Below are 16,811 nucleotides of genomic sequence, written 5' to 3'. Positions count from 1 at the left end.
ACTCAACCCCTCCACAAAAAAGGAAACAACAAATAAGACACGGCACCGACCAACATGTTCAGGGCCAGCAATGTGAGTAGCGACTGCTGGCTCACGCTACGGTCCAGCCCGTCCAGCGCATTCTTGCTCACCTTGATGAGCAGCAGCAGCATGGGCACCATCAGCGGGAAGCCGAGGATGGCCATAAGCGTGGCCCCGTTGCCGCCCGCTTTGGCCGCGATGCCCGATACCAGCGTGAGCGTGGTGGCAAAGCCTACCGCACCAAGTATCAGGTTGGCCACAAACAGCGGCGCATCCTGAATTGGGTTGCCGAGAAACACCGTGTAGAGAAACAAGCCCAGCAAGGCCACCGCCGTGAGCAGCAGCGCATTGTAAAGGATTTTAGCCAGAATAACGGCCTGCGGCCGCACCAGCGTGTAGTAGTACAGCCGCTGGCCGGGGCTTTCCTGCATAAAGCCTTTGGCCACCGCATTGATGGCGGCGAAGAGCAGAATGACCCACAGCAGCGCGTTCCAAGCCGGGGGTGGGGGCGTGCCGCCGCGCAGGCTAAAGCTCAGAAAGCACACGAATACCGTGCTGCCCACGTAGAGCAGCAGCCCGCCCAGCGCCGCCCGCTGCCGCCATTCCAGGCGGAAGTCTTTGGCCAACAAGGTGGAAATTTCGCGGAGCAAGGGCACAGGCAGCGGTTCGGTTTCGGGCCGCAAAGATACGACCGGACCGGACGCTGAGGGGTATAAAAAAGAAGGTCTTGCTGAGCACTGCTCAGCAAGACCTTTCAGTGAGGATTGCGCTTGCTTGTGAAGCCCTAAAAGTCGTAGCCCAGCGTGAAGTAGAATTTCGGGCCGTGGGTTACGTAGTCTTCCTGGCCCCAGGCCACGTCTACTTTGCCATAAAAGCCCAGCAAGGTAGTGCGGGCACCCACGCCGTAGCCCACCAGCAACGGGTTGCTGAAATTGGTGACCGTGGCCCCAAAATACTGGTTGAACTGCTTGATTTTAGTGTTGGCCGAGTTGTCGGTACCGAATGGGTTGGTGCCCGAATACGCCGTACCGGCATCAGTGAAACCAACCAGCTGCAGGTTGCGGAAAAACCCTGAGTAGATGGGGCGGTGCGCGAAATACTGCACGATGGGAATACGTAGCTCGCTGTTGAACAGCACGTAGCGCGGCCCGCTGCGGGCGCTGTAATCGAAGCCGCGCAGATTGGTCACGAATTCCTGGTTGAATACCTGGTCGGGAGCCTGGTAGTCGGTCAGGAAGCGGGAACCGGTGTAACCGCCGTTCAGCCAGTCGTCCATGCCGCCGATGCGGAAAACCTGCGGCCGCGGACCAAAAAACTGCCCGTAGCTGGCTCGGTTGGCCCACACAATGGAGCGGCTGATTTTTTGATAGTGGCGCAGGTCGACAACAAATTTGCCGAAGCTCAGACTCTGGCTGTTCAGGTTGGTCAGGTTCAGCACGCTGGCCTTCAGGCGGGTGCCGCTCACCATGTTCACACCGGTGTTGATGCTGTTATCGAACACCAGCTCGCCATTGTAGCCCAGGTAGTTGTAGCTCTGGTCCGATTGCGTCGACACATCGCCCAGGCGGGTGCGCGAAATGCTCACGAAGCGGGGCCCGCCGCGCACGCTCAGGTTGTGGGTGAGCGGGTAGGCAATGGTGGGCGCTATCTCGTGGCGGCCGTAGCGGTAGCGGCCATCGTCGAGGTCGAAGAAATAAGCTTGTTTCTGGTAGGCAATGCTCCAGTCGTAGCGCTTGGTCAGGTTGGTGTAAGAAGCCCGGATGTTGCTGGTGCGCAGGTCGAACAGTCCAAACAGACTAGCATCAATGCGCTGATTTTCCAGTACATCGGTCAGCGCCGCCTTGAACTGGAGGCCGAGCCCCAGCAGCGGGTCCATGTAAAGCGAAGTCGACACGTTATCGGCCATGAAGCGCGTATCGTAGCGGAAGGGCCCGGTGAGGGCCGGGGCTTCGGACTGCGCTTTGGCTGTAGCCGCCGCCGCCGTGGAGGCAGCAGTAGGCGTGAGGCGCCGTCGCTTGGCCGAGGCGGCCTGCGCGGGCTCATCCTCCTCAAACTGGTAGTCGCTGGTATTCACCGCTTCGTTGGCTTTGCGGCGGTTGGCCGGTCGGGTATCAGCCGTGTCAGCTGGCTGCGTTACGGTAGTGGCAGCTTGCGTAGCTGCTGGCGCGGCGGGCTTGGGAGTGGCAGGACGTGGAGCCGCCGACCGTTCTTCCAGCGTTTGCTGGCGGGCGGTTTTGGTGAGGGGCAGCGTGGTCGGCAGCGGGTACTCGGGGTACACGTACAGGATATCGCGCGACTGCGCCGGGGCCACGAATACCAGCGCCGAAGTCAGTGGGCTATAATCAAAATCCTGCGTGTTCGGCAGCCAGTTAGTTAGTAGCGCGTGCTGCTTGGTTTTCAACGAGTACCGATACAGGGCGCGCACGCCGCTTTCTTCACCGAGATACAGAATTTCATCGTCGGAGATAGCGCGGGGCCGGGTTTCGTTCGAAATCGTACTCACCAGCGTCTCCACCGGCACCGGGCGGCCATCGAGGTGATACTGGAATAAATCGTAGTTGTTCACCACGTTCTGGAACGTAGCGGGTCGGGCGCGGCCCAGCGAATCGAGGTAGCGGTTGGAGCTGAAAACCAGCCCCTGCCCGCCGGGCAGGAACACCGGCTGCACGTCATCGAACAGGTCGTCGGTGAGCTGCTCCACCTTACGGCTGCCGGCCCGCAACAGGTAAATATCGTTCTGCCCGTTGCGCACTGCGCTAAATACCAGTGCCTTGCCATCGGGCGAATAGCTCATGCTCAGTATCTGGTCATAAGCGGCGAACAGCGAGGCCGGCCGCGAGAACCGAATAGCCTCGCGTACCCGGCGCACCAGGCCGCGGCCATCGGCGTCGCGCAGGTGCAGGGCCATTTCGCCCCGGCTCATTTCGGCCACTGCTACCTGAGAATTGCCGTGCCAGGCCAGCACGGGCAGGCGGGTTTCCACCTGCTGGTCGGGGGTGTGATAGCCGCCGCGGCTCAGGGTGCGGCGGTGGCGGCCGTCGCGGTCCACCACCATCACGCGGTAGCGGCCGCCTTCGTTCTGGGCATAAGCCACTTGCTGTCCGTTAGGGCTCACAATGGGCTGCGAGAAAACATCGGCGTGGCGGTTGCGGCCGCTCTGGCGGAATTTCTTGTCGGGCTCCACCAGCGTGGCCACGGGCTGGCCGTTGAGCTCGCGGTAGTACGTCAGCCAGTCTTTCAGGAAAACCTTAAACGGCACGTTCAGCGACGAGCTGATGCCGACTTCCACGTCGCGCGTTATGCGCGTGAGGTTCAGGATGTTCTGGATGGTGGTGTAGCCGTAGCGCTCGGCCACGTAGTTCCAGATGCTCTGGCCGGCTAGTTTGGAATTGCGCAGAAAAAACGGGGCCGTGCGGTTGCCGGTGGGGTACTGCTTGGTCATGTCGCGCATGTAGCCGTCCATGTCCACGCTCCAGCCCTCGGCGGCGTAGGCCGAAGCCCCGCCGATAAACCAGTCGGGCAGCTGCAGCAGGTAGCTGCTTTGCAGCACTTCCTTCAGTGAGCCGCCGTACATCATGTCATTGAGCAGCACCTCGGTAATCTGGGTGCTGAGCTGGCGCTTGAACTCGGTTTCCTCGCCAGTGAAGGCAATCTGGACCTTGCTCATGCGGGCCAGCGGGGTTTCGCCGCCGTTTATCTGCTGCTGCGTGGCGGTGAGGCCGATGTTGCTCTGGCGCAAGTCTCCTACCGAATTATAAAACAGCAGCGTGGATTTCGAATACGGGTAGTAGCCGATGAGCGCCGTGATGCGCTGCAGCTCTTTCTCGGCATACTCGGCGGCGTGGCGGGCGCTGGCCTGGCCGCCATCGTAGTACATCACGTTGAAATTCTGCGTGCTAAGCTGCTGCCAGCGAAAATCCTTGTACTGCACGCGCACCCGTCCAAAAGGCTCCTGCGCCGTTTGGGCCCGGGCCGTGGGCGGGCAGAGCATCGGCAGGAGCAGCGCCAGGCCCCCCAGCGTACGCTTCGTAGTAGTGGATAGTGGAATGGTCATAATGGGAACCAACGAGCAAAAACAAAAATTAATCCGCCGAAACGCTAAAAAATTTACGGCCCGCACCGCCGACCTGAGCAGTACCAAACTGCCCGCCCGGGCTGCAATAAAAGCAGTTAACGGAGAATTGTTATCCGGCCGCCTACCAGCCGGGCAAATGGCGCGCCGCCGCCCCGCCCGGAGCCGCGCCCAATAGGGTTTCAATGTACGCCAGCCGGCTGTAAAGCCTGATAACGCTGCAGGCTGGCATCGGGCCAGAGTTCCGCCTGATTAATCAGGAAATCAGCCAGCAGCATTGCCATTCGCGGGGCCAGCATCACGCCCTTTGACCCGTAGCCGCCGCAAAAGCTTAATGCCGGCACGGTGGGGTGGGGGCCCAGCAGCGGCCGCCGGTCGCGCACGGCGGGCCGCACCCCCGCCCGCTGCCCCGTCACGGCAAACGGCAGGTCGGTTACCACGGTGAGGCGCGCGGCCAACTCCTCGCGGCCCACCGCCGTGGGGCCGTCCGCAAACGGCGGCCAGCGGTAGGTAGCGCCCACCCGAAACCGGCCTGCGCCCACCGGCACCACGTAAGCCCCTCGGTTGAGCACCTGGTCCGGGCTCAGGCCCGGGCATTGCACGTCCAACACCTCGCCCTGGTTGGGCGTGAGCGGCAGCCAGTTGAAGTAGGGGTTACGCACGGCGGCCGCCCCCTCGCAGCAGATAACGTGGCGTGCCCGTACCTGCCCGGCGTATTCGGCTCCAGCTGGCTCGAAAACCAGTTGATTCCAGTCAAACGTTTCGCGGCGCAGCCAGCCGTCGCGGGTGCCCTCGGCGGCTAGGGCGGCCAGCAGCTCGCGCACGGCTACGTGGCCGCCGTGCCGTAGCCAGGCCCCGCCAAAGGGCGCGTTCACGCCAGGCAGGCCGGGGTCGGTGGTATCGAAACCCGCCACAAAATCACCCCACGGATTGTCGGCGCTGCGGGCCAGCATGGCATTTTGCTCTTCTACCGAAGCAAAGATTTTGAAAATGGGCGTTTCGGTAAAAAACGACTGCTGGTAGCGCTGCTCCAGCTCGCGGTAGAAAGCCGCCGCGAAGGGCAGCAACTCGGCCGCCTGCCAGGTGAGAGCGAAGCGCTTGCCGGCCACGGGGTTCATCAGGCCCGCCGCTACGTTGGAGGCCGAGCTCTCCTGGCCGGGGTCATACACCAGCACCCGGTGGCCCCGCTCGCGCAATACATAAGCCAGCGTAGCGCCCGCAATGCCGTGGCCCACTACCAGAAAATCACAGTCCGTCATCATGGCTGGCAAGGTAAGGACGCTGGGCTTAATGAATAATTAAGAACCGAAGGAAGGCGTTAGCCAGTCAGGCTGACAACCGTCTCCATTCCGCTTTCCGCCCAGCGTCGTACCTTTCCGCATTGCTCAGACCCTCTGTTTTGCTATGACTGTCGCTGGTTTTACCTTCAACGCTTTTTCCGAGAATACCTACCTGCTCATCGACGAGGCCACCCGGCAGTGCGCCATCGTGGACCCCGGCTGCTACGCGCCCGCTGAGCAGCAGGCCCTGCGGGAATACGTGGAGGACAATAATTTACAAGTGGTACTGCTGCTGAACACCCACGCGCACATCGACCACGTGCTGGGCAATCAGTTTGTGCTGAACACCTGGCCCGGCACGCCGTTTCTGCTGCACCGGCTCGACCTAGCCACGCTGCGCGCCGTGCCCACCTACGCCGGCAGCTACGGCTTTCCGCAGTACCAGCCAGCCGAACCCACCGGCGAACTGGTAGCCGGCCAGCCCGTTCACATCGGCGAAACCGAGCTGGAAGTACGTTTCACGCCGGGACATGCCCCCGGCCATGTGGTGTTCTACCACGCGCCCACGGCCACCGTCATTGGTGGCGACGTACTGTTTCAGCGCAGCATCGGCCGCACTGATTTGCCCGGCGGCGACCACGCCACGCTGCTCCACAGCATCGAAACCGAGCTCATGACCTTGCCCGATGATACCATGGTGTACCCCGGCCACGGCCCCGCCACCACCATTGGCGAAGAGCGGCGCGGCAACCCGTTTCTTAACTAAAAACGTCCCGTGCCAGGCAGTGCCTGGCGTTCCATTTACCTCACCACCCTACTTCGCCTCTTCTTTTGAAACGACACCTGCCCAACGCCGTAACCTGCCTCAACCTACTGTGCGGCTGCCTGGCGCTGACCAATATTTTTGCCGGCCGGCTGGAAATCGGGGCTTGGTTTGTGGCCGCCGCCGCCGCCGCCGACTTTGCCGACGGCCTGCTGGCCCGGGCCCTGCGCGTATCCTCCGCCATTGGAAAAGACCTTGATTCATTGGCCGATATGGTTTCCTTCGGGGTGGTGCCGGGCGCTATTTTAGGCGCATTATTAACCAGAGCTGTAGAAGGAGCGGGTTATGCTGGACCAACATTGCTTTGGTCCTGGTTGCCCTATTTCGGCTTCCTCGTCACGATTTTCTCGGCCCTGCGGCTGGCCAAGTTCAACAACGACACCCGGCAGACGACTTCCTTTATCGGCCTGCCCACGCCAGCCTGCACGCTGGTGGTGGCTTCGCTGCCGCTCATTCTGGCTTACGACCAGTTTGGTATAGCTCCGATTATTCTGAATCCCTGGTTGTTGCTGGGCCTCACGATGCTGCTCTCGGGGCTGCTGGTGGCCGAGCTGCCCTTGTTTGCCCTCAAGTTTAAGACCTTCCGTTGGGGCGATAACCGGCGGCGGTTCATCTTCCTGCTGTTGGCGGCAGGATTATTGCTGGTGCTCAAAGCCGCCGCCGTGCCGCTGGTGGTGCTGCTCTACGTGCTGCTCTCGGTGCCGAAAACGGCCGTTCGTTAGTATTGTTGGATGCAGGGACGCAATAAATAGATTATTTGGTTGTTAAGAAGCCACTGCCGGGTGAACCTGCCGCCCGGTGGTGCTGTTGCGGGAGCCACTACGTGACGGACGGGGCAGGCAGGAAACAGGTCTCAATTTAGTAAGGTGTATGCGTCTTTCTTTCCTCTTTGTTGCATTCGTGGGAATCATCGTGGGGGCGGCAGCCCCGGCGGCACAGGCCCAATCGGATGGTACCACGGCCCACGGCGTAGTGAAGTGGGGCGGTTACATTGAGGTGCCCAGCCTGAGCCCGCGCAAGCAGAAAGTACCCGGCTTCAGCGAAGCCCAGCTGGTGATGGATGACCAGGTAGGCTGGTTCAGCCTGCGCCTGAATGGGGCCGTGCGCCAGGGCGAGTTCCTCAACATGGTGTACGAGCCATTCTCGGCTGCCGATGCCAAGCTGTTCAACGTCAGTAAGCTGCCGGCCGGCCCCGAAGCCCAACTCATCACCGGCATCGAGATGAAGCAGGCCGTGACGTTCCTGCGCCTGCGGCCCGTGCGGCGCGGTCCTCAGAGCGGCCAGCCCGAGCGCCTGGTTTCGTTCGATTATCGCTACACCCCCAACGGGGCCGGCGTCGCCGCCCGGGGCACGGCATCTACCCGCAACTACGCCAGCCATTCGGTGCTGCAAAGCGGCGACTGGTACAAGCTGGGCGTAGCCGAAAACGGCAACTCCAAGAGCGGCATTTACAAGCTTGATAAAGCCACGCTGAGCAGACTGGGCCTGCCGTCGGGTATCAACCCCAAAAACCTGCACCTGTACGGCAATGCCATGGGCATTCTGCCCCAGGCTAATGCCGTGTACCGCCCCGACGACCTGGTGGAGAACGAAATTCTGTTTGTTGATAAAAACAATGACAGCGTGCTCGACGACAACGAGTATTTCCTGTTCTACTCGCCCGGCGCGCATACCTGGGCGGCGCAGAACGGGATGTTTCAGCACCGGAACAACGTTTATACTGACACGGCTTACTACTTCGTGAAAGTGGATGCGCGGCCGGGCAAGCGCGTATCGACGAAGCCGGCCGTGCCGGCTACGGGCCAGCCCACGAGCATCACCAGTTTCACCTACCGTGACTTTTACGAGCACGACCTGGTGAACCTGCTGCACTCGGGCCGCAACTGGGTGGGCGAAGGGTTTCAGGTGGGCGGCACGCAGGAGTTTGTGCTGGGCGGCATCAGCGATTTGGTGGCGAACAGCCCCGTGCGCGTCACCACCAATCTGGTGGCGAGCTCCTCGGTGGCCAGCGCTTTCCAGCTCACGCTGAATGGGCAAGCCCTGGCCACGCAGTCCATCAATGCCCGTTCCGGCCAGTCGTTCTCGGCCGATGCCATTGTGACTTCAGCCACCAACCAATTGCCCCTAAGTGCCCCGGGCACTGAGCTGAAGCTGGGCCTGACGTATAACAGCGGTGACCCCGGGGCCAGCGGCTACCTCGACTTCTTCGAAATCAATGCCGAGCGCCTGCTCAAGCTGAGCGGTGCGCAGCTGGAGTTTCGGACCCTGAGCAACGTTGGGCCGGGCGCGCAGAACCGCTATGTGTTCACCGGCCTGCCTACGGGGGCCGTGGTGTGGGATGTGACCAACCCGCGCCACCCGCAGGCCGTTACGTTCGACGGCACCACCAGCAGCTTCATCGCTCCGGCCGATACGGTGCGCGAGTTTGTGGCCCTGCAACCCGGCGGCGACTTCTCGGACCATCCGGTGCGGGCCTTTGGAAAAGTGGCCAATCAAGACCTGCACGCGCTCAATGCTACCGCTGGCGCGCGCATGATTGACCTCGTTATTCTGACGCACCCCGCGTTCATGGCGCAGGCCATGCAGTTGGCCGCTCACCGCACTACGCACGACGATTTGAAGGTGCAGGTGGTGGTACCCAGCCAGATATACAACGAGTTCGGCTCGGGCGGGCAGGACGTGTCGGCCATTCGTGATTTCATGAAAATGCTGTACGACCGCGCCCCGGCCGGCAAAACCATGCAGCTGCTGTTGCTGGGCGATGCTTCGTACGACTACAAATCGGACCCTACGAACGACAAAGGCTCCGAGCCTGCCTGGTGGAAAAAACGGGTTCCCTTCAAAACCGATTCCGATTTCGACGCCTTCAACCAGAACTACGTGCCCACCTACGAGTCGCGGGAGTCGCAGTCGCCTTATTTTTCCGCTGGGTTTTACGGGCCGTCCAGCTATTCTTCCGATGATTTCTACGCTTTGCTGGATGACAACGAAGGCGAATGGGCTGAGCAGAATATTGGCAATGAGCTGTTTGATATCGGCGTAGGCCGCCTGCCGGTGCGCACGCCCAAAAATGATTTGCGCAATACCACCCAGGCCCAGCAGGTAATAAACAAGGTGATTGGCTACGATGCTACCGCCGCCTACGGCAAGTGGCGCAACCGCATTACCCTGGTGTCGGACGATGGCAATGGCAACATCTTCATCAACAGCAGCATTGGCTCCGATGGCATTGCCAACATCATCAACTCCACCGCGCCGGTCTACAACGTGCACAAAGTGTACCTTGACCTGTACGCTCAGCAGGCCGTGGCCGCCGGCCAACGCTCGCCCGATGCCAACCGTGCCATCGACCAGTCGGTGGAGCAGGGCTCGCTGATTGTGAACTACCTGGGCCACGGCGGCCCCAAGGGCCTGGCCGATGAGCAGATTGTGACCAACGCCTCGGTGCTGGCCCTGCGCAACCCCAACAACCTGACGTTCTTCACCACCGGCACCTGCGATTTCAGTACCTACGACAACCCCGACTTCACCTCGGCCGGCGAGCAGTCGCTCACGGACAATGCCACGGGCGGCGCCGTGGGCCTCTTCACCACCACCCGCGTGGTCGAAGCCTACCTCAATGCCGGCCTCAACCAGCGCTATTTCAACCGGGTGCTTCAGCCCATCAATGGCCGCATGCCCAGCATGGGCACCATTGTGATGATGAGCAAGAACGACTACCAGGCCGGCGGCATCAACAACCGCAACTACACGCTGCTGGCCGACCCCAGCATGACGCTGGCTTACCCCAAGCAAACGGTGGTGCTCGACAGCGTGCGCCAGCGCATCGGGAAGGATTGGGTAAATGCGGATACCCTGCATGCCCTCGCCCGCATCCGCCTGGACGGCCATCTGCTGAATAATGGTGTCCTGAATTCGACCTTCACCGGCCGGGCTCAGGTTACGATTTACGACAAGCCCACCACCGTGAAGACCCTCGGCAATGAGCCCGACGATACCGTGGCATCGGTCAGCATTCAGGAAAGCGTAATTTATGGCGGGCAGGCCGACGTGGTGAACGGCAAGTTCAGCCTGGTATTCGTGGTGCCCAAGGACATCAACTACCAGGTGGGAACGGGCAAAATCAGCCTCTACGCTTCCGATGGGACGCACAGCATCGACGCCAACGGCTACCAGCCCCGGCTGGTGGGCGGCGCGGCCCGCAATGCGCCCGAGGACAACCAGCCGCCGCGCATCAGCCTGTTTATGGACAGCAAAGCCTTCGTGTATGGCGGCCTCACCGGCCAGACCACCACGCTACTGGCCGATTTGGCCGACGAAAACGGCATCAACACCACGGGCACGGGCATTGGCCACGACATCACGGCCATTCTTGACCACGACCCCAATAAGAAGCTGATATTGAACGACAGCTACGTGGCCAATGTTGGTGATTTTACTTCGGGCAACGTGAAGAACCTGTTCAAGGACCTCGCTACCGGCCCGCATTCGCTCACCCTCAAAGCCTGGGACACTTATAATAACTCGGCCGAGAAGGAAATTGAGTTCGTGGTGGCCCAGGATGTGAAGCTGGCGCTCGACCACGTGCTCAACTACCCCAATCCGTTTGCCCACTCCACTACGTTCTTCTTCGACCACAACCAGGCCGGCAGCGAGCCCGACAACCTGGACGTACAAGTGCAGATTTTTACCGTGGCCGGCCATCTGGTGCGCACCCTCAATGCCATTGTGCCCAGCACCGTAGCGCATCAGCAGAGCATCAGCTGGAATGGCCGCGACGATTACGACGACCAGCTGGCCCGTGGGGTATACGTTTACCGCCTCACCGTGCGCTCGCAGCGCAACAACGCGGTGGCTTCGAAATACGAAAAACTCGTCATCCTCAATTAATCCGCTTTTATTTGTGCCCGGGCCACGCCTGGTCCCCATTTCCCACTCTATGCAGCCTCTTTTCTTTCGTTCGCGCGTGGCGCTTGCCGCCGGTTTGGTGGCCGTAGCAGCTACTGCTCAGGGCCAGACTACCCCCCACACAATCACCACGGCCGTGCCCATCCTGACCCTCAGCCCCGATTCGCGGTCATCGGCGCTGGGCGAAGCCGGCGTAGCCACCTCGCCCGATGCCAACGCGGCGTATTTCAACCCGGGCAAGCTGGGCTTTGTGCAGTATAAGTACGCGGCTTCGATGTCGTACTCGCCCTGGCTGCGCAACATCACCGACGACATGAGTCTGTCGTACCTCTCGGGCTATGCCAAGGTGGGCAAACGCTCGGCCTTTGGCGCTTCGCTGATGTACTTCGATTTGGGGAGCATTGATTACACGGATTCCGGCAACCACAGCCTGGGTAGCTTCAACCCCAAAGAGTATGCCCTGGCCGTTTCGTATGGCCTGCAGCTCACCGATAATTTTGGTGTGGGTGCTTCGGCGCGCTACATCCGCTCGAACCTGGTGGGGGCCTATGCCAACAACGATGCCCAGTCGGGCAATGCCGCCGCCGTCGACCTGGGCGCTTACTACTCCAAGGATGCCACTATTGGCACCGGCATCTACAACCTGGCATTTGGGGCTTCGATAACCAATATCGGCAACAAGATGACCTACCGGGACCCGCTCAATCCCAGCTTCCTGCCCACCATGATGCGACTGGGGACGGCCATCACCCGCGAGATTGACCAGTACAATAAAATTACGCTCACGTTCGATGCCAGCAAGCTGCTCGTGCCTTCGCCGTACTACATCGACGGGGTGCCGGCTAACGACAAGCGAATCACGGATGAAAATACCCGCCGCAATAACCAGAACATTGTGAGCGGCATCTTCAACTCGTTCAGCGACGCGCCCGGCGGGGCCAAAGAAGAGCTGCGCGAAATCAACCTCTCCACCGGCCTGGAGTACAACTACAACGACCTGCTGTACGCTCGCGGTGGCTATTTCTACGAAAACCCCGACAAGGGCGGCCGTCAGTACGTGAGCCTGGGCCTGGGCGTGCGCTACCAGGTATTCGGCATCGATGGCACTTACCTGGTGCCCACGGGCCAGAACAGCCAGGCCAACCCCCTGGCCCAGACCATCCGGGTGTCGCTGCACTTCAACCTGAACAAGCTGTCCGAAGCCTTTGACGAGAACGGTGCCGGTGGCACCAGCGGCAGCACGCCTTCAAACTAACCCAGCCTTTTCTGGTTACCCCACAGCTCCTCTTCCCGGCCGGGAAGAGGAGTTTGTTATTATTGCATATGCCTACTTCTTCGCTTTCTGCTTCGGTGCTCGACCGTACCATAGCCCCTCCCGTTCAGCCGCTGGCCCGCGTCACGCTGCCCGATGCCGCTGTGCGCACCCTGCCCAGCGGGGCCCGCCTGCACGTGCTGGCCAACGATGCCCAGCCCGTGGTGCGCCTGCAAGCCGTGTTCCGAGCCGGCAAGCTGGCCGAAAACCGCCCCGGCTTGGCGTCCCTCACCGCTCGCATGCTGCTGGAGGGCACCACCACCCGCACCGCCCGCCAGATTGCCGACGAAGTGGCTTTCTACGGCGCGTCGCTGGAGTGCGATTCGGGTTTCGACCGCTCCACGCTCACGCTCTACTGCCTCACGCGGCACCTGCCCACGCTGCTGCCGCTGGTGATTGACGTGCTCAGCAACCCCGCCTTCCCGGCAGCCGAGCTGGAGCAGCTCAAAACCCGCACCATTCAGAACGTACGCGTGGAGCGCAAAAAAACCAGCTTCCTCGCTTCCGAGCGGTTCAATGAGCTACTATTTGGGGCCCACACGGCCTACGGCCGGCCCTTCGATGCCGACGGCTACCAGGCCCTGACGGCGGCCGAAGCCCAGGCTTTCCATCAGGCGATGTACTCGTTTGGCAATGCCGAAATCTTCCTCTGCGGCGACGTGGCGGCCGAGCAGGAGCTGGTGGCTGCCGCCTTCGGCACGGCCCGCGCCAGCGAAGTACCCCCAGCCGCCGCGCCGGTGGTTGACGAGCCCATCATCTCCACGCTGCCCGACCGGGTGGCGGTGGCCGGCAGCCTGCAGGCATCCATCCGCATGGGGCGGCACTGGCCTGCGCCCACGCACCCCGACACCCACCGCCTCAAGCTGCTGGTGAACGTGTTCGGCGGCTACTTCGGCTCGCGCCTGATGCGCAACATCCGCGAAGACAAAGGCCTGACCTACGGCATCTACGCCAGCGTGGCCCCGCGTGAGTTTGGTACGTCCCTCGTCATCGGCACCGATGTGAAGGGCGAAAGCGCCGACTTTGCCGTGAGCGAGATTGTGCTGGAGCTGCGCCGCCTGCAGGACGAGCTGATTCCGGAGGACGAGCTGGAAACGGTGAAAAACTACATCTTGGGCAAGTTTGCCAACGAGCTATCCACCGTGTTCGAGCAGTGCGATAAGTACAAAAGCCTCGTGTTCCTTAACCTGCCCGCCGATTACTACACCCAATTCGTGCAGCAGATTGAAACTGCCGATGCTCAAACGCTGCAAGCCCTGGCCCGGGCCTATTTCGCACCGGAAGCCATGCAGGTGGTCATTGCCGGCCCGGCCGGTGCCTGAGAAATCAGTCCTGATTCTCAATAAAAAAGGACGGCCCCCGAACAAACTGTTCGGGGGCCGTCCTTTTTTAACAATACTTACTGAAACCTGCGGCCGTGTCGATTAATAATCGTCGTTGGTATCCTTCTTCTTGAACTCGCCTTTTTTCACCTGCTGAATCAGCTGGAGCCAGCTGAAGGGGTTGAGCAGCGGGTTGTTGGAATACTGGTTGGGGGCCATGCCCATGTGGCGGTCGTAGTCGAGCTGCTGGTTGCTCATGGTCTGGCGGAAGTTGGCTACCGCGCCCATGGGCTGAGTGCGGAAAATCCGGTTCATCAGCTCCTGGTTCAGGTTGTCGGCGGCGGCGCTGCCGCGCTCGGTGGGCAGGCGCAGGGCCAGGAAGGCCTTTTTGAAGTCGCGCTCGGTGGTGTAGGGAAACACGCGCACCTCGGGCAGCACGGTGGCATCTTCCTTAAGCTGCACGATGACAGAGTAGCTCTGACGCTGGAAATCCTTCGGAATGACGATGGTCTGGTTGGCGTAGCCCAGCGAGCGAATCACGATGCTGTCGCCGGCCAGCACGGCCATCGAGAAGTAGCCGTAGATGTTTGAGGCCGTGCCGCGGCCGGCTTTGGGCACGTAGATGGTAGCGCCGGGCACGCCCAGCAGGCTGTCGCCGGTGGCCACGATGCCGGTGAACTGAATCACCTTGCGCTTGCCCTGGGCGTGCGCGCCCGGCGTGGCCAGCAACAGCACCAAAAGGGCCGCGGCCAAAAAGAAAGAAAAGCGACGAAGGCGCAAGAAATCAGGCATATTCAGATAGCGGAAGAACAAATATACGGCACTAGGTTCGGGGCCGATGGTAACTTTAGGCAGAAAGAACGACGGGCGAACTTCCCGCTTCTCAGACAGCAGATGCGCTTGAAACATTTCACGGTTGCTTTTGGTCAGCAACTTTTTAAATCTCTGGGCGACGAAAGCCGGGTGCGCATCCTGCATTTGCTGTGGCGCAACCACGAAATGGTGGTGGCCGACCTGGAGCAAGTGCTGGATTTCACCCAGACCAAAACCAGTAGGCAATTATCGTACTTAAAGAATGCAGGTTTGGTGAACGTGCGCCGGCTCGACAACTGGATGTACTATTTCCTGAAAGAAGAGACGGCCGAACTGCTCCAGCAGTTGCTGGCCTTCATGGAAAAAGACCCCCAGCTGCTGCACGACCAGCAAGTGTACCAAACCCTGTGGTCGAACCGCGAGCTGGCCGCGTATAAGCTTCAAAACCGCCACTGGCACGGCCCCGCGTAATTAGTTGGCGTGGTGCAGTTGGCCATTTTCTTTCGCTTATGAGTACCGTTCGCCGCCTTTTTGTGTGCACCAACCAGAAATCCGGGGTGGGGGAGGACGTAGCCAAGGCCCTGAAAAAAGAGTTGAAAATCCAAGGCCTGAAAAAGCTGCTGACTGGTGATGAGCGGGAGCATGTGCGGGTGCAAACCTGCAATTGCCTCGACCTCTGCAAGCAGTGCAAAAAAGGCCCCGGCGCGGCCCTCATTATCTATCCCGAAGGCACAGCCTACGGCAAAGTGCGCCCCGCCGATGCTGCTGAGCTGGTGACCCGGCACCTGGGCCTGGGGCAGGTGGTGGAGCGCCTGCTGATACGGGACCAGTAGGCGGGCAGAAGCCGCCACTAGCGGGGTAGATAAGGCCTTTGGCCGGCCCGGCCGCCGCCACCGCCAACCGTGGAGCTACATAATCCGTTGATAGGGCAATTCATTTGCTTTTCATCCTCGCTCCCATGCGTTTTTCTCTCGCAGCCCTGGCCCTCGCCGGGCTGAGCTTTACTGCCGCCGCGCAGCCGGCAGCCCCCCTCGATTCGGTTTATACCACTCCCCCGGCCGCGCCTCGCAGCGTTGGTCTGGTGCCAATGGCCGGACAGCAGGTTCGCAGCACGAAGTCCTTCGGGCAGTTGGGTAAAAACGGTACACTTAGCCTGCTGCCCATTCCGGTGTTATTCTATCAGGCCGAAACCGGACTTGGCTACGGCCTGGGCGCACTGCTCAGCGGTCGGTTTTCGGCCGATACCCTCACCCGGCCATCCAATGCCCGGGTGCAGTACTGGACCACTACCGAGGGTCAGTCGCTCATTCAGCTGGTGCATTCGGTGTACACGCCGGGCGAGAAATTCTATCTGAATGGCGAAATCAGCGCCTATGATATCCTGCTGTATTACTACGGCAAAGGGGCCGGTACTTCCAGTGTCAACGAGTCGGAAACTGATTATAAACTATTCATTATCAACCAGCGGATTCAGAAGCAGATTGCGCCCAAGCTGTTTTTTGGCGCGCAGTACCGCTTCACCAAAATCACGGATGTGCACGGCCCAGCCACCGCTACCGATGATAAAACCCCCAGCATATTCTACAACGAGGGGCGCATGACGGCCCGCGAGCGGCAGAATACGCAGATTTCGGGTCTCGGCCCGGTCATTACCTACGACACTCGGGATGTGCCGCTGGCCGCCTTCCACGGCGATTTGCTCGATTTCGGCGCTACGTTCAACGGCACGGGCCTGGGGTCGGACTACCGCTTCGTGCGCTACCAGCTCGATGCCCGCCACTTCCAGCCCCTTGGCTCGAACAATACGATTCTGGCCGCGCAATTCCTCGGGCAGTTCCACACCGGCGATGTGCCCTTCCGCGAGCTGGCCGGCCTGGGTGCCAACCTGGGCGGCACGCTGTATAACAACGCCAACCTGCTGCGCGGCATCTACGAGCAGCGCTTCCGCGACCGCCAGATGATTATGTTCCAGGCCGAAATCCGCCATAAGCTGTTCCCCAATACCAGCGTCAGCTGGTTGAAGCGCTTCGACGGGGCCGTATTTGGCGGCGTGGGCAACGTGAACCAGTACATCGACAAGTTCAATCTCAGCGATACGAAATACGCCGGCGGCGCGGGCATCCGCTTCAACTTCATCCGCCGCGACCGGGTGAATCTGCGTCTTGATTATGCCGGCGGCACTGGTAGCAAGCCCGGCATCCTGTTTGCCATCGGCGAGGCATTCTAATCCCGGTTGAATTTCACAAAAAAGTCTCTCCTG

Annotated in this window: 12 protein-coding genes; 8 read left to right on the top strand and 4 right to left on the bottom strand. The window is 60.9% G+C overall.

Annotated features, from left to right (window positions below; genetic code table 11):
• Positions 1–2: 2 nt before the first annotated feature.
• The 3 genes from ACYU70_RS10520 to ACYU70_RS10510 all read right to left on the bottom strand — a co-directional run bounded on the left by ACYU70_RS10520 (position 3) and on the right by ACYU70_RS10510 (position 5,355).
• Positions 3–677: a heme exporter protein CcmB gene (locus ACYU70_RS10520; protein WP_425293313.1), complete on the bottom strand. Its 675-nt coding sequence runs from the start codon at positions 675–677 to the stop codon at positions 3–5.
• Positions 678–805: 128 nt separating this feature from the next.
• Positions 806–4,075 carry a hypothetical protein gene (locus tag ACYU70_RS10515; protein ID WP_342295919.1) on the bottom strand — a complete coding sequence of 1,090 codons (3,270 nt, stop codon included), beginning with the start codon at positions 4,073–4,075 and terminating at the stop codon, positions 806–808.
• Between the two features lie 200 nt (positions 4,076–4,275).
• Positions 4,276–5,355, bottom strand: coding sequence for an NAD(P)/FAD-dependent oxidoreductase (locus ACYU70_RS10510; protein ID WP_342295920.1), 1,080 nt, complete (start codon positions 5,353–5,355; stop codon positions 4,276–4,278).
• A 142-nt stretch (positions 5,356–5,497) separates the two neighbouring features.
• Here ACYU70_RS10510 and ACYU70_RS10505 point away from each other — a divergent pair, with 142 nt between their 5' ends.
• The 5 genes from ACYU70_RS10505 (at position 5,498) to ACYU70_RS10485 (ending at position 13,738) form a co-directional block, all read left to right on the top strand.
• Positions 5,498–6,139, top strand: a complete 642-nt coding sequence (locus tag ACYU70_RS10505) for an MBL fold metallo-hydrolase (RefSeq protein WP_342295921.1) — start codon at positions 5,498–5,500, stop codon at positions 6,137–6,139.
• 65 nt (positions 6,140–6,204) lie between these two features.
• Complete coding sequence (locus ACYU70_RS10500) at positions 6,205–6,918, top strand: CDP-alcohol phosphatidyltransferase family protein (protein ID WP_342295922.1); 714 nt, start codon at positions 6,205–6,207, stop codon at positions 6,916–6,918.
• Between the two features lie 148 nt (positions 6,919–7,066).
• On the top strand, positions 7,067–11,086 hold the full coding sequence (gene porU / locus ACYU70_RS10495; RefSeq protein ID WP_342295923.1) for a type IX secretion system sortase PorU: 4,020 nt from the start codon (positions 7,067–7,069) through the stop codon (positions 11,084–11,086).
• A gap of 49 nt (positions 11,087–11,135) precedes the next feature.
• Positions 11,136–12,359, top strand: coding sequence for a type IX secretion system outer membrane channel protein PorV (porV, locus tag ACYU70_RS10490; protein ID WP_342295924.1), 1,224 nt, complete (start codon positions 11,136–11,138; stop codon positions 12,357–12,359).
• 68 nt (positions 12,360–12,427) lie between these two features.
• Positions 12,428–13,738, top strand: coding sequence for a M16 family metallopeptidase (locus ACYU70_RS10485; protein WP_342295925.1), 1,311 nt, complete (start codon positions 12,428–12,430; stop codon positions 13,736–13,738).
• Positions 13,739–13,840: 102 nt separating this feature from the next.
• On the opposite strand, the gene ACYU70_RS10480 is transcribed toward ACYU70_RS10485, so the two are convergent.
• Positions 13,841–14,491, bottom strand: coding sequence for a carboxypeptidase-like regulatory domain-containing protein (locus ACYU70_RS10480; protein ID WP_342295926.1), 651 nt, complete (start codon positions 14,489–14,491; stop codon positions 13,841–13,843).
• Positions 14,492–14,632: 141 nt separating this feature from the next.
• On the opposite strand from ACYU70_RS10480, the gene ACYU70_RS10475 reads away from it, so the two are divergent.
• The 3 genes from ACYU70_RS10475 (at position 14,633) to ACYU70_RS10465 (ending at position 16,778) form a co-directional block, all read left to right on the top strand.
• Positions 14,633–15,022, top strand: coding sequence for an ArsR/SmtB family transcription factor (locus ACYU70_RS10475; protein ID WP_342295927.1), 390 nt, complete (start codon positions 14,633–14,635; stop codon positions 15,020–15,022).
• A 38-nt stretch (positions 15,023–15,060) separates the two neighbouring features.
• Positions 15,061–15,384 (top strand): (2Fe-2S) ferredoxin domain-containing protein, encoded by a 324-nt coding sequence (locus ACYU70_RS10470; RefSeq protein ID WP_342295928.1) that lies wholly within the window; start codon positions 15,061–15,063, stop codon positions 15,382–15,384.
• A 125-nt stretch (positions 15,385–15,509) separates the two neighbouring features.
• The gene (locus ACYU70_RS10465) at positions 15,510–16,778 is read left to right on the top strand and encodes a BamA/TamA family outer membrane protein (RefSeq protein WP_342295930.1); all 1,269 of its coding nucleotides are present in this window, start codon (positions 15,510–15,512) and stop codon (positions 16,776–16,778) included.
• Positions 16,779–16,811: the final 33 nt, after the last annotated feature.

The sequence above is a fragment of the Hymenobacter segetis genome, assembly GCF_054776495.1.
This window is presented reverse-complemented; position numbering and strand designations above follow the sequence as displayed.